Below are 23,429 nucleotides of genomic sequence, written 5' to 3'. Positions count from 1 at the left end.
TACGCTTTTCACTGACATTTGTCGCCCTGTAACTCCGCCATGCGTTTCACCTCCCTCATCAACTTCCTCCGCCTTGGCGATGACGCCGAGGACCCGCAGGTGGCCATGAAAGCCATCGAGAGCGGCGTGGTGTTCCGCGGTACCAACATGTTGATCCTGGTCTGCGCGATCCTCATCGCATCGGTAGGGTTGAACGTGAACTCCACCGCAGTGGTGATCGGCGCCATGTTGATCTCCCCGCTCATGGGCCCCATCATGGGCGTGGGCGCCGGGCTTGGCGTGCTGGACCTCCGGCTGGTGCGGCGCTCCCTGAAGAACATCGGGTTCGCTGTTGTGGTGAGCATAGGCACCAGCGCGCTCTACTTCCTGATCAGTCCGTTGAGCGATGCGCACTCGGAGATCCTGGCCCGCACCAGCCCCTCCATCTGGGACGTGCTGATCGCGCTCTCCGGAGGCTTTGCCGGTATAATCGCCGTGACCAGTAAGGACAAGGTCCGGGGCAACGTGGTGCCCGGTGTTGCCATCGCCACCGCCCTGATGCCCCCCTTGTGTACCGCGGGCTACGGCCTGGCGCACCTCAACTGGACCTATTTCGCCGGGGCGCTCTACCTCTTCCTCATCAACTCCGTGTTCATCAGCATCGCCGCATTGGCCATGGTGCGCTGGTTGGGGTACCCGCAGCGCTTTGTGGAGGACGTGAAGCTCACCGGGAAGATCCGGCGATATACCACGTTGATCGTCCTGGCCACCGTGGTCCCGAGCATCTGGCTCGCGTATAGGCTCGTGGTGGAAAATGCCTTCGTCCACAAGGCCCAGGAATTCATCGCCTATGAATGCACCGTCCCTGAGAACTACTTGTTGGACAAGTCGATCGATGCCCCCAATCGGTCGATCACGCTCACCTACCTCGGCAATGGCATCACTTCGGCCGACAGCGTCAAGATGTACCAACGCCTCGCGTTGCACGGTATCGCCGGGGCCGACCTGAAGATCCGGACGGGACTTTCCTTGCAGGAGCTGGACAAAGAGCAGCGCTCGAAGAACGAGGGCATGCAACGCCAGATCGATGACCAGAACGTACTGGTGGCCCGCCTCGGAGCGGTGCGCGACAGTTTGTCGCAGGTGAAGCAGCAGGACCAGGCCCTCATGGCCGAGGCCAAGGCCATGGCCCCCGGGCTCCGCTGGCTCGTAACGGCGGAACTTCCCGGTGCCAGCGCCAAGGACAGCATGAAGCAGGTCGTCGCCGCGCATTTCGTAAATTATCCGGACACTGCGGAAATGGCCCGCATCCGCCGCTGGCTCATCGTGCGCCTCAACGACAAGCATTTCGCCCTGGCCGTTACCGCGGACAGCGCGAAAGTGATCAAGGAGGAAGAACACCGGAGAAGAAGATGAGCAAGAAGAGAAGTACTTCCAAGAAAGTGGAGGTAAGGCCGTTCACCATGGACGCGTTCGATGATTTTGCCACCGTGATGAACGCGGTTTACCCGGACTGGAGCGGAGGCCTGTGGAAGCGCGAGACCATTGCCAGGCTGGTGGACCTGTTCCCCCAAGGCCAGCTCGGCGTCTTCGTGGACGGCAAGCTCGCCGGCTGCGCGCTCACCATCATCGTTGACATCGACAAGCTGGGGTTCGACCACACCTATATGAAGGCCACCGGCGGTTACTCCTTCAATACCCACAGCCTCAAGGGGAACGTGCTGTACGGTATCGAGGTCTTCGTCCATCCCGAGTTCCGCGGCATGCGGCTCGGCAGGCGTTTGTACGAAGCCCGCAAGGAGCTCTGCGAGCAGCTCAACCTGCGTTCCGTGATGTTCGGCGGACGCATCCCCAATTACCACAAGCACGCCAAGAAGCTCACCCCTAAGCAGTACATCGCCAAAGTGCGTGAAAAGGCCATTCACGACCCGGTGCTCTCTTTCCAGCTCTCCAACGAATTTCATGTGGTGCGCCTGTTGAAAGGCTACATGCCGGACGATGTGAACTCGATGGAGTACGCCACCCTGATGGAGTGGGACAACATCTACCACAATGAGGCCGAGATGGGCGGAAGCTGGTCAAGGAACGTCCGGCTGGGCCTCGTGCAATGGCAGATGCGCAACTACGCCGGTATCGACGGACTGTTCGAGCACCTGGACTTCTTCCTGCAAGTGGTCAGCGGCTATGGCAGTGACTTCGCCGTGTTCCCGGAGTTCTTCAACGCCCCGCTGATGTCCATGTACGACGAGCAGAGCGAGGCCGAGGCCATCCGCAGCCTTGCCGAGCACACAATCCCCATACGTGACTTCATGGTGAAAGCGGCGGTGAAGTACAACGTGAACATCGTCACCGGAAGCATGCCCTTGGTGGAGAACGGGATCCTGTACAACATGGGCTTCCTCTGCCGCCGGGACGGAAGCTGGGAGCGGTATGAGAAGATCCACATCACCCCCAACGAGCGCAATGCCTGGGGCATCCACGGCGGAAAGCAGGTACGCGTGTTCGATACCGATTGCGGCAAGGTGGGTGTGCTGATCTGCTACGATTGTGAATTTCCCGAACTGGTGCGCTTGATGGCCCTGCAAGGCATGCAACTGCTCATCGTGCCCTTCCTTACCGACACGCAGAACGCCTTCTCACGTGTGCGCTTGTGCGCCATGGCACGGGCCGTGGAGAACGAATGCTTCGTGGCCATCGCCGGCAGCGTCGGCAATCTGCCCAAGGTGAAGAACATGGACATCCAGTACGCCCAAAGCGCGGTGTTCACCCCATGTGACTTCGGCTTCCCGGCCACGGGCATCAAGGGCGAAGCCACGCCGAACACCGAAATGGTGCTGGTGGTGGACGTGGACATGAGCCTGCTGCGCGACCTGCACCATCGCGGCAGCGTGCAGAATCTGAAAGATCGCCGCGAAGACGTCTACACGCTGAGGTTGACCGCGGAAGGGTAGTCCCCTCAGGTCACTTAAAGAGGACACTGAGGCAGGGCTTTGGCCATGGGCGGCGAGACAGAAGAACTTCCTGCCCAAGCCCGGAGCTCCTAGTGCCTGAAAAAAACTCAACAAGCGTTTGGAGATGTCATGGAATAAGCGCCGGGGACGAGGAACCGGAGGCCCTTACCTTCGCCGAAGATCCCATCCCGCGTGCAGCTCACATTCTTAGGTACCGGCACCAGCCAAGGCGTTCCCGTGATCGCCTGTGCTTGTGCGGTATGCCGCAGCACCGACCCGCGGGATAAACGCACGCGTTCATCGGTACTGGTCGAAACGGATGGAAAGACCCTCCTGATCGATGCCGGTCCGGACTTTCGCCAGCAGATGCTCCGCGAGGGCGTGCCCGACCTGGACGCCGTGCTGCTCACCCATGAGCACATGGACCACATCGCGGGCATGGACGACCTGCGCGCCATCAGCTTTGCGCATGAGCCGCCACGGCCGGTACCGATCTATGCGGATGAGGCCACGCTGAACGCCGTCCGCCGGGTGTATGCCTATGCTTTTTCCGGCTCGCAGTATCCGGGCATGCCACAGTACCACCTGCATACCATCGGCCGGGAGCCGTTTGTTGCGGCGGGCATTCCCGTGGTCCCCGTTGAAGTGATGCACTACCATATGCCCGTGCTCGGCTTCAGGATCGGAAGGCTCACCTACATCACCGATGCCAAATCGATCTCGCCCGAAGAGAAGAGGAAGATCCGCGGTAGCGAGGTGCTGGTGGTGAACGCGCTGCGGAAGAAGGAGCACATCTCGCATTTCAACTTACAGGAAGCGCTGGCCCTGATCGAGGAATTGGAGCCGGGCCGGGCCTACCTTACGCACATCAGCCATTTCATGGGCCTCCATGCGGAGGTGGAATTGCCGCCACATGTGCATATAGCGCATGATGGACTGAAGGTGCAGATCTGAGGAGCGGAGTACCTCATGGTCCGACGCATTTCGGACCCCGAGGAGGAGACCGCTGAGTGAGCTTTCCAAAACGTCCATAAGCGTACATCTGTGGTCCGCACGTCGTGAAGGATCCGAGGACTTCGGGGTCCCGGGGCGGAGGTCCTGAGCGGAACTGTGTTGAAGCCTTTGCATCTTTGCGGCATGGCGCTCAGTTCTTCCTTGCTCGACCAGGCCGTGGACCAATTGGCCACTTTGCCGGGCATCGGCAGGCGGACGGCCATGCGCTTGGCCTTGGACCTATTACGCAGGGAACCGCAGGAAGTGGTCCGCTTCAGCGAGGCGGTACGCCGGCTGAGGGAGGAGGTGATGTACTGCTCGGAATGCTGCAACATCAGCGATCGGCCGGTGTGCGACATCTGCTCCAACCCGGCCCGCGATCGCACCATGATCTGCGTGGTGGAGGACATCCGCGATGTGATCGCCATTGAGAACACCCGCCAGTTCAAGGGCCTCTACCATGTGCTTGGCGGGGTGATCAGCCCCATGGACGGCGTCGGCCCGGACGACCTGAACACCAAACAGCTCATCACCCGCATCGGCCAAGGCGGCATCACCGAGGTGGTGCTGGCCTTGGGCGCAACTTTGGAAGGGGATACCACGAGCTTCTTCCTTAACCGCAAATTGAGCGAACTGGGCGTACAGGTCAGCATGATCGCCCGCGGCATCAGCATCGGCGGGGACCTGGACCAAGTGGATGAAGTGACCTTGGGCCGCAGTATCGCCGACCGGAAACCGTATGAACAGAGCGTCCGGAGATGAGCGTTGAGATCAGTTACGTGTTGGCGGGTTACGTGTTGATGGGTTACGTGTTGGTGCAGTTCGCTTTGCAAGGGTCGCTTTCAACCCGTAACCCGTAACACTTTTAACCCGCAACGCACCGATTTCCCGGAATGAAGCTCAGCGTCATCATCGTCAACTACAACGTCAAGGCCTACTTGGAGCAATGCCTGCGGACGGTGTTCGAGGCGTTGAACGGGATGGAGGGCGAGGTCTTCGTGGTGGACAACCTGAGCACGGACGGGAGCGCGGAGATGGTCCGTGAGAAATATCCGAGCGTGAGGCTCATCGCCAACCGCGAGAACGTGGGCTTCAGCCGGGCCAACAACCAAGCGATCCGGGAAAGCACCGCGGAATATGTGGTGCTGCTGAACCCGGACACGGTGGTAGGGGAGGACGTGTTCCACAAGGTGGTCGATTTCCTGGCCGCCCACCCGAAGGCGGGAGGCCTTGGTGTGAAGATGATCGACGGCACGGGCCGCTTCCTTCCGGAGAGCAAACGCGGTCTCCCCACGCCCACCGTGGCTTTTTTCAAGATCATGGGACTTTCCCGGCTTTTCCCGCACAGCCGGTTCTTCGGACGATATCACCTGGGCCATTTGCCCGAGGATGAGGCCGCGCCCATCGAGATCCTTTCCGGAGCCTGCATGTTCCTCCGGAAGAAGACGCTGGACGAAGTGGGCTTGCTCGATGAGAGCTTTTTCATGTACGGCGAGGACATCGACTTAAGCTACCGGATCACCATGGGCGGCTTTGAGAACTGGTACCTGCCCCAAGCCAAGATCATCCACTACAAAGGCGAGAGCACGAAGAAGAGCAGCGTGAACTATGTCTTCGTCTTCTATAATGCCATGGCCATTTTCGCGCGGAAGCATTTTACGCGCCGCGGCCCGCAGTTATTCTCCTTGGTGATCCGGGGTGCCATTTACCTGAGCGCCGCCACGGCCATCGTCACCCGGTTCCTGCGCGAGGCGCTACTGCCCCTGGTGGACCTGTCCTTGCTGATCGGTGGCATGTTCCTGATGGAACGAACGGGAGTGGTATCGTCCGTGGCCTATTGGGACAAAGTGCTGGTGGCGATGGGCGTAGTGGGCGTAATGGCCTTGTTTGGTGCCTACGACCGCCCGTTGAGGTTGTTGAACGTGCTTAAAGGTTTGGCCGCATTGGTCATTGTGGCCCTTGCAGTACGGTATTGGACCGGGGCCGGACCGGAGCGGGCACTTCCCTTCTTGGCCATGGCGGGCACCATCTTTCTGTGCATTCGTGGCCTGTTGAACTTGCTGGGCCTGAGGCGCCGCTCTTCCACATGGGTGGAACGGGCCAGGGTCTTGGTGGCCGGCTCCGTTGTGGAGGCCAGGCTCGCCCTTGGACTGCTATGGCAGACCCACTATGGTCTTGGCCGTGAAATGACCATGGACACGGACACGGCAAACGCATCGGGCGGCGTGGAAACGCTCCGAAAGTTGATCAGGCGGCAACGGCTGGACGAGGTGGTGTTCTGTGCCAAGGACCTGCGCATGCAGCGTATCATCGAGATCATGGAAGAGCTGCGGACCACCCGAGCAGTCTTCAAGATCGCCCAGCCGTCCTCGGAATTCATCATCGGGCCCAGCTCTACGGAGAGCTTGCAGGACCTGCTGATCCTCCGCGACCATGCGGTGAACAGTTCTGCTTCGCGGCGTCGGCGCCGGACCATGGACGTACTGCTGTCCGTGTTCTTCCTGCTCAGCCTGCCCATCAGCATTTTATTCGTCCGGAACAAGTCGGGGTTCCCCCGGAACCTGTTCATGGTACTCGTGGGGAAGCTGACCTGGGTAGGTTACGCCTCTCCCCGCCCCGATCCACGTATTCCGCGGATCAGCCCCGGAGTGCTGGGTATTTCCGGTGGAGATGGCCTCAAGGCTGACCGCCGTACAGTACAGCGCAAAGATCTGGAGTATGCCAAGGACTACCGGGTATGGAAGGACCTGGGACGTGTGGCAATGGATTTTGCGAGGCTGGGCCGGGCCTGAACAGGCAGTACGAACTGAAGTCAGGTTGTTTCCGGGCAGCGGATATCTTCGCAGCCCGCGATACCGTCTTGCCAGAAGCGGAAAACTATGTCACAGATCGAGATCCTACTGCCTAAAATGGGCGAAAGCGTGGCCGAGGCCACTATTATCAAATGGTTGAAGAACGACGGGGACCGTGTGGAGGCTGATGAGCCTTTGGTGGAGATCGCCACGGATAAGGTTGACAGCGAGGTACCCGCCCCTCAGGACGGCATCCTCATCAAGCGTTTGGTCAAGGACGGTGACGTAGTGCAGGTGGGACAGCCCATTGCGTACATAGGTGCCGAAGGCAGTGCTGTCGCGACGGCCACTTCAGCCGCTGCCGTACCAGCCGCGGCCGAAGTCAAGGTCAGTGCGGCCCCGGCGGCGAAAGCCGTACCTGGCGTTGCCGTGGAAAAGACAGGGCCGAGCGGAAAATTCTACAGCCCGTTGGTGCGCAACATCGCGAAGAGCGAGGGCGTGTCCATGAATGAACTGGAAGCCCTTGAAGGCAGCGGACAAGGTGGCCGTGTGACGAAGAAGGACCTCTTGGACTACCTGCCACAACGCGGTACCACGAACGTTGGCAATGGTAGGAGCCCGGAACAGCCGGCCCCGGCGACGGCTCCAACGGCCATGGCCGCTAGCGCCGCTCCCGTGGCGCCAAGCATCAAGGCCGGCCCCGGCGATGAGCTGATCGAAATGGACCGCATGCGGAAGCTGATCGCCGACCACATGGTGATGAGCAAGCACATCAGCCCCCACGTCACCAGCTTTGTGGAGGCCGACGTGACCAATCTGGTGCTTTGGCGCAACAAGGTGAAGAACGCCTTCGAGAAGCGTGAAGGGGAGAAGATCACTTTCACACCGGTGTTCATCATGGCAATCGCCCAAGCGATAAAGGAAATGCCGATGATCAACATCCAGGTGGACGGCACCACGATCATCAAGAAAAAGGACATCAACATCGGCATGGCAGCCGCGTTACCCTCGGGGAACCTCATCGTCCCCGTAGTGCGGAACGCGGACCGCCTGAACCTGATGGGCTTGGCCAAGACCGTGAACGATCTGGCCAGGCGGGCGCGTCAAGGGAAGCTCACGCCCGATGAGGTCAGCGGCGGCACCTATACCGTGACCAATGTGGGGACCTTCGGGAACGTGCTCGGCACACCGATCATCAACCAGCCCCAAGTGGCCATCATGGCGTTCGGGGCGATCCAGAAAAAACCGGCCGTGCTGGAAACCCCCACCGGGGATGTGATCGCCGTTCGCCACATGATGTACCTCAGCCACAGCTACGATCACCGGGTGGTGGACGGGGCCCTTGGGGGCAAGTTCGTGCGGCGCGTTGCTGACATCCTCGAGGGATGGTCGCTGGACACGGAGATATAGGAATTCATGCGCGGCAACGGAAAACATCTACATTTAGCCACAAACCCACCTCGCTCCGGTATTGGAGCGTCAGAATGCATCATGCGATGAGGAGACAATTCCACGCTACGATTTTTGCCATCCCCTTGCTCTGCTTAGGCGTGGGCCTCAAGGCTCAGGACAATGGGGTCGCGGACAAAGCGACCTTTGAGGAGGCCAGTCTCCTGATGGAGGAGAAACTCTATGGGCAGGCCGCCCTCGAATGGAAAGCGCTCTTGGCCAATGATCCGGACAACGCCAACCTGAACTGGAAGGTAGGGGAGGCCTACATGCTCTCCTATAATGAAAAGGCCAAAGCTCTACCCTATCTGGAAGTCGCCGCGACGAAGAGGACCGCGCGCTATGGTGGGTTGAACACGGCAGGCTATGACCCCTTCGACCCCAAGGAGCGCAATGCGCCGCCGAAAGTGGATTACTGGTTAGGCAAGGCTTACCATCTGGACGGCCAATTCGACAAGGCGGATGAGGGTTACAAGAAGTTCATAGCGGAAGCGGACAACCGTAGCGATTTCAAGCCCATGGCCGAGCACGGACTGGAACAGACCGCGAACGCTCGAAAATTGATGGCCGACCCGAAGAATTACACCATAAGCAATATCGGGCCGGTGGTCAACAGCGAATATCCGGACTTCAGCCCGGTGATCAGCGTGGACGGCAACGCCATGTTCTACACCAGCCGCCGCATCCGTCCGGACAGCAGCAATTCCGGTGTGATCGACCCGGTCGCGGGGCTTCCCTTCGAGAATATCTATGTGAGCTACAAGGACCGCACCGGTGCATGGCAGTCCCCCGAGCCCCTGAACATAAATCCACCCGCGGGGCACTTGGCCTCGGTGAACGTCTCCGCCGATGGACAGACCTTGATCATCTACAAGGATGATGACGGCGATGGCAATCTCTACGAGAGCAAGCTCGTCGGTGAATTGTGGAGCGATCCCGTGAAGATGGGCTCCGACATCAACACCAAGTCTTGGGAGACCCATGGTGCCTTGAGCGCGGACGGCAACACCTTCTATTTCGTCAGCAACCGCCCCGGTGGTTATGGGGGGCGGGACGTTTATCGCGTGGTGAAGCTGCCCAGCGGGGAATGGAGCAAGGCACAGAATATCGGGAATGCGGTGAACACTTCCTATGAAGAGGACGGCGTATTCATCCATCCCAATGGCCGCACCCTGTATTTCTCCAGCACGGGGCACAGCAGTATGGGCGGCTTCGACATCTTCTCTACGGAACAACAGGCGGACGGTACATGGAGCACCCCGGTGAACATCGGTTATCCCTTGAATACCGTGGATGATGATGTCTTCTTCGTGACCACCGCCGACGGCCGCCGCGGCTATTTCAGCTCGGACAAGATCGGTGGTTATGGGGAAAAGGACATCTACTTCGTGGACTTCCCCGACGAAATGGGGGCAGAGGGGCTTGCGGTGCTAAAGGGCTTCATCATCCCGCCCCCCGGCGAACAGCTTTCCCCGACCACCACGCTCTATGTCACCAACAAGGAGACCGGTGAGGTGAAGAGCTATAAGCCACGGCAGCGGGACGGGGTCTATGTGGCCATATTGGAACCCTGCAAGAACTATAACCTCGACTACCGCGTGAACGACAAAACGGTGCATACGGAGGACATCTTCGTAGAGTGTGAAAGTGCCTACCAGGAGATCAACAAGGAGGTCTACCTGAACCCCGTTTCATTGGATGGAGCCGCCAGCATCGTGGACTTGCCAAAAGGCGCTCCCCCGGGAAGCAAGGAGAAGGGGGAACCTGTGAAGGAGGGAGTGACCGTGGTGGGACCGTCCGCCAAAGTGGTGCCTCCGACCGCGGAAGCAACGACCGGGGAGCCGAAGACCGATGCACAACGCAAGCAAGAGGGTGAGACGCACGTCACCCCGGATGCAACGTTCGCAGCCGAGTTCGTGAAATACCATGGCTACAACGAAAAGGATATTGACACGAACGACCCAAAGTGGACGGAATTCGCCACCAAAGTGGTCGATCTCTTGGTCAAGGAGGGCAAGGTGAAAGTGACCATCGAAGCCAGTGCCTCGCATGTTCCTACCAAGACCTACGGCACCAATGACAAGCTGAGCAACCTGCGCATGGAGGTGGCACGTAAAGCGCTGCTGGACGCGGTAAGGACCGCTGGCAAGGATCCCAAGGACCTGCTGCTCGAATCCGTGAACCATCTGGTACAGGGCCCCAAATACGGAGGCGATTACAAGAACACCGGGAAATACGGCAAGTTCCAGTTCGTGAAGTTGAAGGTGCGTTGATCCGGACTGTTCAAAAAATGAAAAGCCCCCGTGATCGCGGGGGCTTTTTCATGCCCAACTTGCAGCCATGGCAATGGAATTGGAACGGCCGCTGGCCGTATTTGACCTGGAGACCACCGGCGTGCGTGTCGGGCATGACCGCATCGTGCAGATCGCGGTGGTCCGTATGATGCCGGACGGCACACGCGAAAAGTGGCAGAGCCTGGTGAACCCGGAAATGCACATCCCTCCGGAAGCCACTGCCGTGCACGGGATCTCGGACGCCGATGTGGCCGATGCACCGGTGTTGGCCGAGCTTGCGAAAGAAGTGCTGCACCAATTTGAAGGCTGCGACCTGTGCGGTTTCAATGTGCTCCGGTTCGACCTGCCTTTCCTCAGCGAAGAACTCTATCGGGCGGGTGCATCTTGGGACACGTCCGCTATGCGCGTTATCGACGCTTTGCGGATCTACCATCACTTCGAGCGCCGTGACCTCACCGCTGCCGCACAGTTCTATCTGGACCGTGAGCACGCGGGAGCGCACGACGCCTTGGCCGATGTGGAGATGACGGCGGACGTTCTGCTCGCGCAATTGGAGCGTTATCCGGAGCTGCCAAAGGACGCTGCGGCCTTGGGTGAGTTCTGCGGGGACCGTAAACGCGCACCGGACGCTGCCCGGAAATTGCAGTTCGACGACCACGGTGGTATTTGCCTCTCCTTCGGGAAGTATAAAGGCTGGACCATTGAGAACATCGGCCGGAACGATCCCGGTTACATGCAATGGTTGATGACCAAAGCCGACCTGCCCGGCAGTACCTTGGCCGTGATGAGGAACGTGCTGGCTGACATACACGCCTAATGAAAAATGCCGCAGAGACGCCGAGGCGCAGAGAAATGCAAGCCGCCGATCGGGGCATTACTTTCGGAAGGTCGCCGTTCCATTCCTGCACTGAACCTCACTTTTCTCCGCGCCTCCGCGTCTCAGCGGCTTATTCGTGAACCTCTTTCACCATGAAGATCATCTGCATCGGTCGCAACTACGCCGACCACGCCAAGGAGACCGGCAATGAGGTCCCCGCCGAACCGATCTTCTTTCTGAAGCCCACCACCGCCTGCCTTTATCCCGGCCAGCCGATCTTATTGCCCGACATCCCGGGAGAGATCGAACACGAACTGGAACTGGTAGTGATGATCGATAGTTATGCCAAGGACGTCCCTGTGGCCATGGCATTGGGACTGATCGCATCCTTCACCTTGGGCCTCGACCTCACGGCACGTACGCTCCAAAACCAACTGAAGGCAAAGGGACTTCCATGGGAGAAGGCCAAAGCATGGGATGGCTCGGCCGTCTTAGGGGAAGTGGAACTGCCCATGACCGCGTCCACCGATCTGCAGGCTTTGGGTCTCGAACTGAAGAAGAACGGGGTGACCGTGCAAAAGGATTCCACCGCGAACATGCTTTTTCCCGTCGCCGAGCTGATCGCATACGTATCCCGCTTCATCACCCTGGAACCGGGAGACCTGCTCTTTACCGGCACCCCGGCAGGGATCGGCCCCATTGTGGAAGGCGATGTGCTGGAAGGTCTCCTCAATGGCAAACGCATGCTGAACGCAACGGTAGGGAAACGGTAGATTTGCGACGAGAAACAGTTGTCAGTTGCCAACTCTCAGTTTTCAGGCTGCCGCACCAGTCACTAATCACTATTCACCAGTCACCACTTCTGCATGACCAAGCACGTACAAGTCGGCAACATTGATTGCGGTGCCGATCAACTGTTCCTCATTTCCGGCCCTTGTGTGATCGAGGACGAGAGCATCATGATGCGCACCGCGGAAAAGCTCCGTGAGGTGAGCGAGCGCACCAAGGTGCCCATGATCTACAAGAGCAGCTTCATGAAGGACAACCGCAGCAGCGTGGAGTTCTACATGGGGCCAGGCCTGGACGAGGGGCTTAAGGTGCTGGAGAGGGTGAAGAAGGAATTCGGATTCCCGCTGCTCACGGACGTCCACTATCCCAGCCAAGTGAAAGCCGCCGCTGAGGTATGCGATGTACTGCAGATCCCGGCCTACCTCTGCATGCAGACCACGCTGGTGACCGAGGCCGCGAAGACCGGTGCCGTGATCAACCTGAAGCACGGGCAGTTCCTTGCACCGGACAACATGGTGAAGCCGGTGAAGAAGATCGAGAGCACCGGCAACGAGAAGATCATCCTGACCGAGCGCGGCTTTGTGCTGGGCTACAACGACCTCGTGGTGGACCCGCGCGCCTTCTACCACCTGCGCCAAGCGGGCTATCCCGTGGTGTTCGACATCACGCACAGCATCCGCAAGTACGGGATCCCCAGCGCCGATCCGCGCGGCGGCAACCGCGAGTTCCTGCCCACGATCGCCCGCGCCGGAGTGGCCGCTGGCGTCGATGGCATCTTCATCGAAACACACCCCGACCCGAGCACTGCCCTCTGTGATGCGGCCAGCCAGCTTTGTGTCTACGACCTCGAGGAATTCCTGAAGCCACTGATGGACCTGCACGCTGTGGAAGTGCAATACCGGGAAGACGTAACCGTGAGCAAGTGATCGCAGATCAACACTGTCCTCTGTCCTATGTCCTATGCTTGCACCGGATAACAAGCGTAGGACCTAAGACATCGGACAACAAACAAATTCTTCAACCACCCCGCATTTCTTAGCGCTCTTAGCGTTCTTTGCGGTAGAAACTTCACCATGGAACTCTACTTAGACAGTGCCGACATCAAGGAGATCGACGAAGCCTTCAAACTTGGCTTCCTCACCGGTCTCACCACCACGCCCACCTTCATGCACCGGGGCGGGGTCACGAACATCGACAAGATGATCCTGGACCTCGCGAAGAAGGTGCCCATCCTCCAGGTGGAGGCCTTGGGTGAAACGGCCGAGGAAGTGGTGAAGGAGGCGAAGCGCCAATTGAAGATGGGCCTCAAGAAGGAGACCACCGTCTTCAAGATCCCAGTGAGCCTTGAAGGACTGCGCGCCTGCAAGATGCTGCGCGACCAGGGCATCATGGTGAACGTACACCTCGTGTACACGCTGCAGCAGGCCTACATGGCGATGCAGGCCGGCGCCAACTATGTGTGCCCGCTCGTGGGCCGCTTGCAGGACCAAGGGCATGATGCCCTCAGTCTCGTGCAGCAGTGCGTAGAGGCCGTGAACTACTACGGCTACGACAGCAAGATCATGTTCAGCAGCGTCCGCACCGTGGAGCATGTGCGCAATGCGGTGGAGATCGGTGTACACACCATCACCGTGCCCTGGAAGCTGATGAAGCAGCTCACCGACAACAACATGACCACGCTTGGCACGCAGCAGTTCTATGAGCACACCCGCTTGATCACCATGAAGGTGAAGGACGTGCTCTCGCGCAGCAACCCTGTGGTAAAGGAGACCGCGACCGTGAGCGAGGCGCTGGTGGAAATGACCAAACACGGCTTCGGCGCCGTGATGGTGGTGGACGCGAAAGGCAAGAACAAGGGCGTCTTCACCGATGGCGGCCTGCGTCGCGGCATCGAGAAGGAAGGCAACAAATTCCTCTCGAAGAAGCTCAGCACGCTGAAATTCAATGCGCCGTACACCGTTTCCCCGGAAGCCTTGCTGGACGAGGCTCAGAAGCTCTTCAAGGAGCACAAGGTGGATACGCTCAGCGTCAGTGAGAATGGTAAGCAACTCGGCATGCTGGACATCCAGGACATGATGAAGGCGATCGCGGGGTAGTGGTCTTTGAATAGTTGTCGGTTGTCAGTTGTCAGTTGTCAGGCTGCCGACGCTTTGCCGCGACAGTATATCACGCTGACGTTACCATCCCACCACTGACGTTCAAGTTCCGCCCTGATAACGAACAACTGACAACTGGAATGCACCAAACCCGTTACCTGCACGAGCCTGCGGAACTGCAACGCCGTGTGAAGAAGATCAAGGCCGTCCTCTTCGACTGGGACGGGGTGTTCAACGACGGTTGGAAGGACCTTGATCGTGGCAGCCCGTTCAGTGAGACAGGGAGCATGGGCGTGAACATGCTGCGCTTTGCCCTTTGGCTGAAGAACGGTGCGAACCCACCAGCGGCGGTGATCACGGGACAGATCAATCCGCAGGCGGAGCAGTTCGTTCAGCGCGAGAAGTTCCATGCCATCTACATGGGTTTCATCAACAAACCGGATGCGTTCGAAGTGTTCCTGCGTGACAATGGACTGAAGCCCGAGGAAGTGGCTTTCTTCTTCGATGATGCCATCGACTTGGCGCTCGCCAAGCAATGCGGCCTGCGGGTGATGATCGGGCGGAAAGCGGGCTTGCGCTTCACCGAACATGTGATCGCACGCGGCGATGCGGACATCGTGACGGCATGCAGTGGCGGGGAGAACGGGTTGAGGGAAGGAACTGAAGCGGTGATCGAACTGCTCGGGAATTTCACCGAGGTCTTTGATCAACGTGCCGCGTACAGCCAAGGCTACCAACGGTATTTACAGGAGCGCAACGCCACGGAACCCAAGGTGGAACGAGGTAGGCGCTGAACTCCATGTTCCCTGCCCGTTCACACATGCTCTTGGTCATCGGCGTTGCGCTGGGAATAAGTTCGCTTTATTCGATCTGGGGCAAGATTGCGGACGTCCCCACCCGGGATTGCGTGAACTGTGATGCCGGCTGGTACCAACAGATCGCTGCGGAGGGCTACCGTACACCTGTGGACGGGGACCTCGGCCATTGGCACGGTGCCGACATCCATCAGACGGAATGGGCGTTCTTTCCACTTTATCCCTGGGCGGTCCGAGCAACCGTCCAGATAACGGGATCGAGCACTGCCGATTCCATGCTCCTGCTGGGTGCGCTTTTATCGGGCCTGCTTGCACTATTGGCCCTCCGCTTCTTCACGGTCCTGAAAGGTACTGCTGTGGCCTTTTGGGGAGTGATGGCCATGCTCTTGCAGCCGTTCGGCATCTATTTCCATCTTGGCATGACGGAGGCCCTTTTCCTCTGTGCGCTTCTGGGTGCTTTCTATTCGGTCGCGAGGCATTCTTCCATGGGGCTGGCGGTGTGTTCCACGGCCTTGGTGCTCACGCGCCCCAACGGGTTGTTCCTCCTTCCCGTTCTTCTGGTCTACGCGGTGGAAGTGGACGGTGCCCGCATCGATGATATTTGGCGAAAGCCGTACCGTTGGCTGAAACGGTCGTGGCCATTGGCATTCCCGGTCATGGCTTTCGCGGCATACGGCGTATTTCAATGGGATCGAACGGGGGATCCCTTCGCGTTTTCCTCCGCACAAGCCGGTTGGGGCAGGTCGTTCACATGGCCTTTCATGGGCTTCTTCAATGGCGGTGATATTGCCACGCAGTTCGACTCTTGGTATACACTGGCACTTTTCGCTTTGGCAATTGCAGTGCGCAAGAAGCTGCCCTTGTCCTTTAACCTCTTGATCGCAGTCAGTATCCTGCTGCCTTTGTGTAGTGGCTCGGTCGCATCCATGCCTCGCTTCAGCACGGTCCTATTCCCGCTTTTCCTGCTCGCGGGCGATGTCATGGCTCGTTCCCGCTGGCGCATTCCCATCCTGGCGGCGGCTTTCCTGCTCCAGTTGGGCTGGTTCCACCTTTGGTTGCACGGGGAACTTATCACGTGTTGAAATTGTGCGTTGCACGTGCTCTCCGCAGCCGCACCCAGACTGTCCGCCCTCGGCCTTCACCCCGATAGCAGATGGGTTGAATGAAGGCGGTCCCGCATTCATCGGTGCATCATTGCTGAGGCCATAGGGTTCTTGCGTCCAACCGATCCAGCTCTTGTCGTATGCTGGACGTACCTTTCCGGTCCGGACCTGTTCCCATGATCGATAGAAGGAAATTCCTGCGCCTTTCCGCCATCACGTCCGCGGCAGCGCTGGCAGGACGTTCATTCGCCATGAGGCGCCAACCTTCCGCACCTCGGCGGGCCACCGGATCGCCCATTGTGATCTCCACTTGGGACTTTGGACAGCAGGCGAATGCTGCCGCATGGAAGATCTTGAAGGATGGCGGGCATGCCTTGGATGCCGTAGAGGCCGGAGCGCGCGTGCCGGAGGCCGACCCGACCAACCAGTCCGTGGGGCTCGGCGGACGTCCGGACCGCGATGGTCACGTCACCTTGGATGCTTGCATCATGGACGCCCGCGGACGTTGTGGATCGGTGGCCGCGTTGGAGCATATCGTGCATGCTGTTTCCGTGGCCCGCATGGTGATGGACCGCACGCCCCATGTGATGTTGGCCGGTGAAGGCGCACTGCAGTTCGCTTTGGAGAACGGCTTCACAAAAGAGGACCTTCTCACCGAGCAAAGCCGCTTGGAGTGGCAGGAGTGGTTGAAGACCGCGAAGTACGAGCCGGTGCCCAACATCGAGAACGCGTTGCCGGGTGGCGAACGGAACCACGACACTATCGGGATCCTTGCGTTGGATGCGGTCGGGGATCTTGGCGGTGCCTGCACCACCAGCGGCATGGCCTACAAACTGCGCGGGCGTGTTGGCGATTCGCCCATCATCGGCGCGGGCCTCTTCGTGGACAACGAGGTGGGGGCGGCCACCAGTACCGGCGTGGGCGAGGAGGTGATCCGCATCGTGGGCAGCCATACCGTGGTGGAACTGATGCGCCAAGGGCATTCACCCGAAGAGGCCTGCCGGGCCACGGTGGAGCGGATCGTCCATCGCGACCCCGCGGCTGCGAAAGCGGTGCAGGTAGGCTTCCTCGCGTTGGGGCGGGACGGCTCTTACGGGGCGTACGCTTTGCAGGACGGCTTCACCTTCTCGGTGAAGAGCGGTTCCACGGAGCAGAGCATACCGGTGAAACACCACTTCTGAGATGCTGCTGGAGGTCTGCGCTTACTCGCTGAGCTCCTGCCGGATCGCGAGGGAAGCAGGGGCGGACCGCGTTGAACTCTGTTCGGGCCCGTTGCAAGGCGGCACCACGCCGAGCTGGGGAATGATCACCGCTGCGATGGAGCTGGGGCTGCCGGTGTTTCCCATGATCCGGCCCCGCGGAGGAGATTTCATCTACAACTCGGAAGAACTGGACGTGATGTGGCGCGACATCCGGGCCTGCCGCGAGCTGGGCTGTCCGGGAATCGTGGCGGGAGCGCAGCGCAGCGATGGCTCGTTGGATGTGGGCCTGATGAAGCGCATCGTGCAAGAGGCGGGCCCGATGGCGGTGACCTGTCACAAGGTCTTTGATCAAGTGCCGGATCCCTCGTCCGCGTTGGAAGTGTTGATCGAAGCGGGGTGCGCACGTGTGCTCACCTCCGGACTTCACGCCAATGCGTTGGAAGGCGCGCGCATCATCAAGCAATTGGTGGCACAGGCCGCCGGGCGCATCGTGGTGATGCCGGGCGGCGGGGTGCGCAGCGAAAACATTGCGGAGATCATCGCGGCCACGGGTGCTACCGAGTACCACAGTTCCGCGATAACGGCAAACTCCACGGACCACATCGCGGATCCCAATGAGGTGCAGGCCTTGGTCCAAGTGCTGAGGCTTGGGGGGCGTTGATCAGAAAGTGCAAGGCCGCTGGAGGGCGTCCTTCAACAGTTCCAGGAAGTCGGGCCGAGGTATTTCGATCGCGCCCAAGGAGGCCGTGTGATCGTTGAGATACTGCGAATCGAACAGGGTGAAGCCGTGGGCACGCAAATGATCGGCCAAGTGATGGAAGGCCGCTTTGCTTGCATTGGGAACAAGGCTGAACATGCTCTCCCCAAAGAACGCCGCGCCGATGCTGACACCATAGGTCCCGCCCACGAGTTTGTCACCTTCCCAGGTCTCCACGCTGTGTGCATGCCCGATGCGATGCAGCGCTGTGTATGCCGCGATCATCTCCTCCGTGATCCAAGTGTCACCATGTGCGGTGGCGCAGTAGCGCATCACCTTCTCAAATCCGGTGTCACGCGTGCAGTTCAGCCCGCTGTTCCGCAGGAAGCGAAGAAAGCGTGCGTTCGGGCGGATGGCTTCCAACGGAAAGACCGCACGGGGATCGGGGCTGTGCCATTCCAACTCACCAAGCTCATCACCCATGGGGAAGAAGCCCTGCTTGTAAGCAGCAAGCAGGAGATCGGCCGTGAGCTGGAGCTTCCCGGAAGAGGATCGGCCAGGGGTCATTCCGCCTTGATGACACGCTGCGTCAGACGGGACCCGCCCACTTGCACCTCAACGATGTAGGCCCCGGCGCGCAATTGTGTCAGCAGATCGTTCTGGATCCGCACGCGGGAGTAGGTCCCCGGTTCCAAGCCCGTGGTGGAGGCCCACAATTTCCGGCCGAGCATGTCATAGATCTTCAGGTCCATCGCGTCGCTTTCACCGGCGTACACTTCGATATCCAGAAAATCCGTGAACGGCACGGGCATCACGGCGAGCACTGTGGGGTCGGCAAGATGGGTCAGGTCCCTTCCGCCGAGCAGGAGGTGCGCCCGCCAGAAGTCCGGGATGCCGTACCCGAGATCGTCATCGGGATGATCGTGTTGCGAAGCGCTGCGCCGTACGGCGGTCATGACGTCGTGCGCGGTGCGATCGGGATGCAACTGCCACAGACATGCGGTAAGGCCCGCCACGAGCGGGGAGGAGAAGGAGGTGCCGTTGATGGCGTACACATCCTGCCCGCCGGTGCCAATGCCGATCGTGCCTAAGCCCATGGCGCTAACGTCCGGCTTTATGCGCCCGTCCGCACTGGGTCCGCGGGAACTGAAGTCGGCCAGGATGCGGTCACTGCCCACGGCACCCACAGCGAGGATGTCGAACGCGTCCGCCGGGACACCGATGTAATGCCATGGTGCGGCACCGCTGTTCCCGGCACTGTTCACGGGGATCATGCCTTTGCGCGTGGCGATGTCCGCCGCGAGCGTCATGCGCGACGTGAGCCCGTTGAGGTCCGCATAGCTGTGGTCCTGCGTGGGGTCGTCGAAGGTGGTATAGCCCAAGGACGTGTTGAGCACATCGCAGCCAAGGCTGTCGCAGAGCTCTGCGCCGCTGACCCAGTTGTCCTCCTCCACGATGTATTCGGTGGCCACGTTCTCGGTCCGGACAAGGGCGTAGTTCGCCAAGGGCGCGGTCCCCAAGAGTTGCCCTTCCACTTTCCCGGCCATCAGCGAGAGCACACTTCTGCCGTGATAATGCTGCGCGTAAACGTTGCCTCCGGGCTCCACCAGGTCGCGGGTGAGGACGATACCATTCTGATCGCGGAGCGCGGAAAGCCCCGGCAATATGTCCGCGTCCTGAAAGCCCGAATCGAGAATGCCGATAAGCATGCCCTGTCCTTCAGCATCACCCACGGCATGCAACAGGTGGCCGTTCATCATCTCGATCTGCCGGAACGAGAGGCCATAGTCGCTTGCGTAGGTCTTGGTCTCCATCCCGAACTTCAAGGCATGGCGCGCAGGGCGTGGTTTTCCGTCCACCGTGATCTGCACCACATGGATGAAGGGCAACAAGCCGAGCGAGTCCAGGGCCAGGGTGTCCGTGCTGCGGATGGTGACGGCATTGAACCATTTGCTCCGGGTCAGCAACTGGAAGTCACCGGCGGCCATCAATTGCGCGACATAGGCCGGGTCCACTGGCAGGTCGAGGGAATCGATCGGGATGTTCTGCCGGATGCGGCGATCAAGGGCACGCTGTGACAGGAATTCCTGCGGGGCTGAAAGGCTGTACGGCGTGTGGTCCTTGTCGGTGAACTGCACCCAATAAGTGGCGGGAGCGGTCTGGGCGAGAAGAGGCGCAGAGATCAAGAGGGGCAGGAAAAGGCCGCAGAGACGCAGAGGCGCAGAGAAGAGTTCGGGTAGGGAATAGCCGCAAAGGCGCAGAGGCGCAGAGAAAGTCAATAGGGGTCGGTGAGCGGTTTTTCTGGTACAGGGTACCGAGTACCGGGTAGTGAGTACTGAGGATCGAGAACGGGTATCACCGGCGGGAATACGACTGCCGCGCTGCGGGATACCCTGTACCCGGTACCCGGTACCCTGTACCCTTCCTTCCAAACCGTGCATTCTCTGCGCCTCCGCGCCTCCACGTCCCATATTCAATGACCGTAGCCCGTGACCACCTGTTTGTACCAAGTACCACGGATCCTTACCACGCCGTTCACGTCGGTCTGCGTGTCGGTGCTGTCCACCTGGCGATAGATCAGTCCGATGTGCTTTGCGTAACGCTCATAATAGGTGTTGGTGATCACCGCGTTGTTCGAGTAGGTGGTCTTCACGAGCAAGGTGCTGTCAAAGCTCAGGCCGTTGATACCCCAGGGCTCATCCACTTCCATATACGTGAGTTCATACTCCCGGTCCGTATTGAGCGCGTTCGTGTTCCAGAATTGCCCGGTCCGCGGCGGGAAGATCAGCTTGATGCGCCGCTGGTTTTCCTCGGCCCGTTCCACCTGGGTATTGCCGCGCACCTGCCACCACACGTCCTTGGGTATCCAGATGCCCGTGGCGCTGTCCTGCCGGTACCGGATCAGCCGCTGCGCCGGGCGGCCTTCCGGGTCGGTGAAGTCCTCGGTGATCTTTTCCCGCAGGTTGTAGTGCAGGCTGTCAGTGACGCCGCTCAGGTCATTCCTCCACACGGTGTCCACGGCAAAGTCCACCCACCGCCCCGTGTCGGTGGGAAAGTAGGCGTGGCCCAGGTCCACGGGCTGCGGGTCCTCGTCCTTTTTGCAACCGGATGTCCATAGCAATGCCGTAACGGCCACGGCAAGAGGGAGGAGTGCTTTTTTCATGGTCTGGCTGGTTCTCGGTCGATGAAGCCGCCACCGACCACATCGTCCCCATCATAGAAGACGGCGCTTTGCCCCGGTGCGATGCCTTTCACCTTTGCATGGAAATCCACACGCACATGTTCATCGTCCATGCTGATGGTGGCCGGCGTGCCTTTGTCCTTGTATCGGATCTTCGTCACGGTCTCCATTTCACCGCGCAGCTCCGGCACTTTTTGGAATTTCGGCTGCCGCACCCAGGCGGTCTGCTTGTCTAAGTCGTCTTTCCCACCAAGCACCACGGTGTTGGTCTCCGGAAAGATCTCCGTGACATACATCGGTGTGCCCGTGGCAATTCCTAAGCCCTTGCGTTGGCCGATGGTGAAGAAGGGATAGCCGTCGTGCTCCCCGAGCGAAGCACCGTCGGTGCCCACGAGCTTGCCGTGCTTCAATTGCTCGAACGCCACCGGGTCCTTCCGTTTCAGGAAACCACGGTAGTCGTTGTCGGGGATGAAGCAGATCTCATAGCTCTCGCTCTTCTGCGCCAGTTCAGGGAAGCCGCTGTCCACGGCCATGGCGCGGATCTCGCTCTTCCGGAAGCCGCCGATGGGGAAGCGCGTGCGGGCCAGGTTCTTCTGCTCCAAGCCCCACAGCACATAGCTCTGGTCCTTGCCGGGGTCCATGCCTTTGCTCACCACGTAGCGGCCGCCTTCCTCGCGCACCTTGGCATAATGGCCCGTCGCGATCAGCTCACAGTCAAGCATATCGGCGCGCTTCAGCAGGGCCTCCCACTTAATGAAGGTGTTGCACAGCACACAGGGGTTCGGTGTGCGGCCGGCCATGTACTCGCTCGTGAAATTCCCGATGATCGCCGAGCCGAACTCCTCGCGGATGTCGATGATCATGTGATGGAAGCCACGGCTCACCGCCATTTCCCGCGCGTCGTTGATGCTGTCCAGGTCGCAGCAGCCGGTGACGCGCTTGCCCGTTCCGTTCGCGGCATAGTCCCACGTCTTCATGGTGACGCCGATCACCTCGTAACCTTGTTCGTGCAGCATCAGTGCGGTCACGGAGCTGTCCACCCCGCCGCTCATCGCCACCAGCACACGTCCGTGCTTGCTCATGGTTTTACGCCGCCCGTCTTGGGCGAGCCATTTTCATAGACCAGCGTGGAGACCAGCTTGCCTTTTTCGTCGTATTCCTTCACCGGGCCTTGCAGCACGTCGTTCTTATAGCTGCCTTCGCGCTTCTTCGTCTGGCCCTTCAGTTCGCGTTCCACCTCGCTCTGCTCTTCGCCCTGCGGCCCCAGTTTCACCGGCACATCGGTCCATGTCCCGTTGTCATACCACTCGGTGAATGGGCCTTCACGCTTTCCGTTCTTGTAGGTGGTCTCACTCTTCATCTGCTGGTCCGTCCAGTATTCCTTGAAGGTGCCGTTCTCATACTTCTGCTTCACGAATTTCCCTTGTGCGTAGAGCACTTGCATCTGCACGGAGCCGTCCTCGTTGTAGTAGGCCCAACGTCCGTCGCGCACGCCGTCCACATAGTTGCCTTCGATCTCCTTCTTCCCGCTGGGGAAGTAGAACGTTTCGATACCTTCCGGAGCCCCGTTCACGTAGTTCGCTAGGTAGCGGGAAGTACCGCTCGCATAGAACTGCTCAGCTTTCCCGTTCTCGGTCCCGTTCTCAAAATGCCGCCGTTCGGTGATCTTCCCATCGGGATAGAAGGTGGTCATCTCGCCGTCCATCTCCCCTTTTTTCCAGTGCTCGGTACTGCGGAGAATGCCGTCGGTGTCGTAATAGTTCCAAGTGCTGTCCTTGTCCTCGCCCGCATAGCGGCCCTCGGCCATCAGCTTGCCGTCCGGGTGATAGTGTTTGGCATGCGCCGCGTCGCTTCCTGCATAGTGATCGATGCGGCTCTCCACCTTGCCGGCGGTGCTGTAGTAGATGAAGTCGCCCATGGGCTTGTCATCTTTGAACTGCCCCGTATAGCGCAATTGGCTGCTTTCCGCCCAATTCCGTTGCCACGGTCCCTGTTTGCGGCCTTGGGCGTCCTTTTGGTTGATGGCGGCGCCGGGCTGTGCCATGCCAACAGTGGCTAACAGGGTGAAGCAGGAAAGGAGGATCGAACGGAAGGTCATAGGGTGTGAGCGATTTTCGCTTGCGCGAAGGTAAGAACGGGGTAGGGGTCGGCCTTGGTGTGGTCCCGTGTTGAAGGGATCGGGCAAGGCCTGTTTGCAAGATCGGTGCCCGGAACGCGGGGTCGCCGAATTGTCTTGGTGCTGTATGTGATGCGGAAGGCCATTGCGGCCTG

20 protein-coding genes are annotated in these 23,429 nt (G+C 59.8%); 14 read left to right on the top strand and 6 right to left on the bottom strand.

Annotated elements, in window-relative coordinates:
* Positions 1-39: 39 nt before the first annotated feature.
* The 12 genes from IPP95_03510 (at position 40) to IPP95_03455 (ending at position 14,954) form a co-directional block, all read left to right on the top strand.
* Positions 40-1,395, top strand: coding sequence for a DUF389 domain-containing protein (locus IPP95_03510; GenBank protein ID QQS73308.1), 1,356 nt, complete (start codon positions 40-42; stop codon positions 1,393-1,395).
* A complete protein-coding gene (locus tag IPP95_03505; GenBank protein QQS73307.1) occupies positions 1,392-2,930 on the top strand; it encodes a GNAT family N-acetyltransferase in 1,539 nt (512 codons plus the stop codon). The genes IPP95_03510 and IPP95_03505 overlap by 4 nt, the downstream gene beginning before the upstream one ends.
* Positions 2,931-3,122: 192 nt before the next feature.
* Positions 3,123-3,884 carry an MBL fold metallo-hydrolase gene (locus tag IPP95_03500; protein ID QQS73306.1) on the top strand — a complete coding sequence of 254 codons (762 nt, stop codon included), beginning with the start codon at positions 3,123-3,125 and terminating at the stop codon, positions 3,882-3,884.
* 183 nt (positions 3,885-4,067) lie between these two features.
* Entirely contained in the window at positions 4,068-4,685 is a 618-nt protein-coding gene (recR, locus tag IPP95_03495) for a recombination protein RecR (protein ID QQS73305.1), read from the top strand.
* Between the two features lie 131 nt (positions 4,686-4,816).
* Positions 4,817-6,715 (top strand): glycosyltransferase, encoded by a 1,899-nt coding sequence (locus IPP95_03490; protein QQS73304.1) that lies wholly within the window; start codon positions 4,817-4,819, stop codon positions 6,713-6,715.
* Between the two features lie 87 nt (positions 6,716-6,802).
* Complete coding sequence (locus IPP95_03485; GenBank protein ID QQS73303.1) at positions 6,803-8,125, top strand: 2-oxo acid dehydrogenase subunit E2; 1,323 nt, start codon at positions 6,803-6,805, stop codon at positions 8,123-8,125.
* 86 nt (positions 8,126-8,211) lie between these two features.
* Positions 8,212-10,437, top strand: a complete 2,226-nt coding sequence (locus IPP95_03480; protein ID QQS73302.1) for a PD40 domain-containing protein — start codon at positions 8,212-8,214, stop codon at positions 10,435-10,437.
* A gap of 67 nt (positions 10,438-10,504) precedes the next feature.
* Complete coding sequence (locus IPP95_03475; protein ID QQS73301.1) at positions 10,505-11,275, top strand: 3'-5' exonuclease; 771 nt, start codon at positions 10,505-10,507, stop codon at positions 11,273-11,275.
* A 152-nt stretch (positions 11,276-11,427) separates the two neighbouring features.
* Positions 11,428-12,048 (top strand): fumarylacetoacetate hydrolase family protein, encoded by a 621-nt coding sequence (locus tag IPP95_03470; protein QQS73300.1) that lies wholly within the window; start codon positions 11,428-11,430, stop codon positions 12,046-12,048.
* 93 nt (positions 12,049-12,141) lie between these two features.
* Positions 12,142-12,990: a 3-deoxy-8-phosphooctulonate synthase gene (gene kdsA, locus IPP95_03465; protein ID QQS73299.1), complete on the top strand. Its 849-nt coding sequence runs from the start codon at positions 12,142-12,144 to the stop codon at positions 12,988-12,990.
* Positions 12,991-13,137: 147 nt separating this feature from the next.
* Positions 13,138-14,160 (top strand): CBS domain-containing protein, encoded by a 1,023-nt coding sequence (locus tag IPP95_03460; GenBank protein QQS73298.1) that lies wholly within the window; start codon positions 13,138-13,140, stop codon positions 14,158-14,160.
* A gap of 140 nt (positions 14,161-14,300) precedes the next feature.
* Entirely contained in the window at positions 14,301-14,954 is a 654-nt protein-coding gene (locus IPP95_03455; protein QQS73297.1) for a phosphatase, read from the top strand.
* A 968-nt stretch (positions 14,955-15,922) separates the two neighbouring features.
* Here the strand turns inward: IPP95_03455 and IPP95_03450 are convergent.
* A complete protein-coding gene (locus tag IPP95_03450) occupies positions 15,923-16,273 on the bottom strand; it encodes a DUF2141 domain-containing protein (protein QQS74185.1) in 351 nt (116 codons plus the stop codon).
* Here IPP95_03450 and IPP95_03445 point away from each other — a divergent pair.
* Positions 16,255-17,259, top strand: a complete 1,005-nt coding sequence (locus IPP95_03445; protein QQS73296.1) for a N(4)-(beta-N-acetylglucosaminyl)-L-asparaginase — start codon at positions 16,255-16,257, stop codon at positions 17,257-17,259. The two genes, IPP95_03450 and IPP95_03445, sit on opposite strands and share 19 nt — an antisense overlap.
* 1 nt (position 17,260) lies before the next feature.
* Positions 17,261-17,941, top strand: a complete 681-nt coding sequence (locus tag IPP95_03440) for a copper homeostasis protein CutC (protein ID QQS73295.1) — start codon at positions 17,261-17,263, stop codon at positions 17,939-17,941.
* Here IPP95_03440 and IPP95_03435 read toward each other — a convergent pair whose 3' ends face one another.
* The 5 genes from IPP95_03435 to IPP95_03415 all read right to left on the bottom strand — a co-directional run bounded on the left by IPP95_03435 (position 17,942) and on the right by IPP95_03415 (position 23,256).
* Positions 17,942-18,544, bottom strand: a complete 603-nt coding sequence (locus IPP95_03435) for a leucyl/phenylalanyl-tRNA--protein transferase (GenBank protein QQS73294.1) — start codon at positions 18,542-18,544, stop codon at positions 17,942-17,944.
* A complete protein-coding gene (locus IPP95_03430) occupies positions 18,541-20,163 on the bottom strand; it encodes a S8 family peptidase (protein QQS73293.1) in 1,623 nt (540 codons plus the stop codon). The genes IPP95_03435 and IPP95_03430 overlap by 4 nt, the downstream gene beginning before the upstream one ends.
* A 287-nt stretch (positions 20,164-20,450) precedes the next feature.
* The gene (locus IPP95_03425) at positions 20,451-21,140 is read right to left on the bottom strand and encodes a hypothetical protein (GenBank protein ID QQS73292.1); all 690 of its coding nucleotides are present in this window, start codon (positions 21,138-21,140) and stop codon (positions 20,451-20,453) included.
* Complete coding sequence (mnmA, locus tag IPP95_03420) at positions 21,137-22,240, bottom strand: tRNA 2-thiouridine(34) synthase MnmA (protein QQS73291.1); 1,104 nt, start codon at positions 22,238-22,240, stop codon at positions 21,137-21,139. The genes IPP95_03425 and mnmA overlap by 4 nt, the downstream gene beginning before the upstream one ends.
* Positions 22,237-23,256 (bottom strand): hypothetical protein, encoded by a 1,020-nt coding sequence (locus IPP95_03415; GenBank protein QQS73290.1) that lies wholly within the window; start codon positions 23,254-23,256, stop codon positions 22,237-22,239. Before IPP95_03415 ends, mnmA begins: the two co-directional genes overlap by 4 nt.
* Positions 23,257-23,429 lie beyond the last annotated feature (173 nt).

This window comes from Flavobacteriales bacterium (genome assembly GCA_016700415.1).
Classification (GTDB): domain Bacteria; phylum Bacteroidota; class Bacteroidia; order Flavobacteriales_F; family PHOS-HE28; genus PHOS-HE28.
The sequence above is the reverse complement of the archived record's forward strand: the minus strand, read 5'-3'. Positions and strand labels throughout refer to the sequence as shown.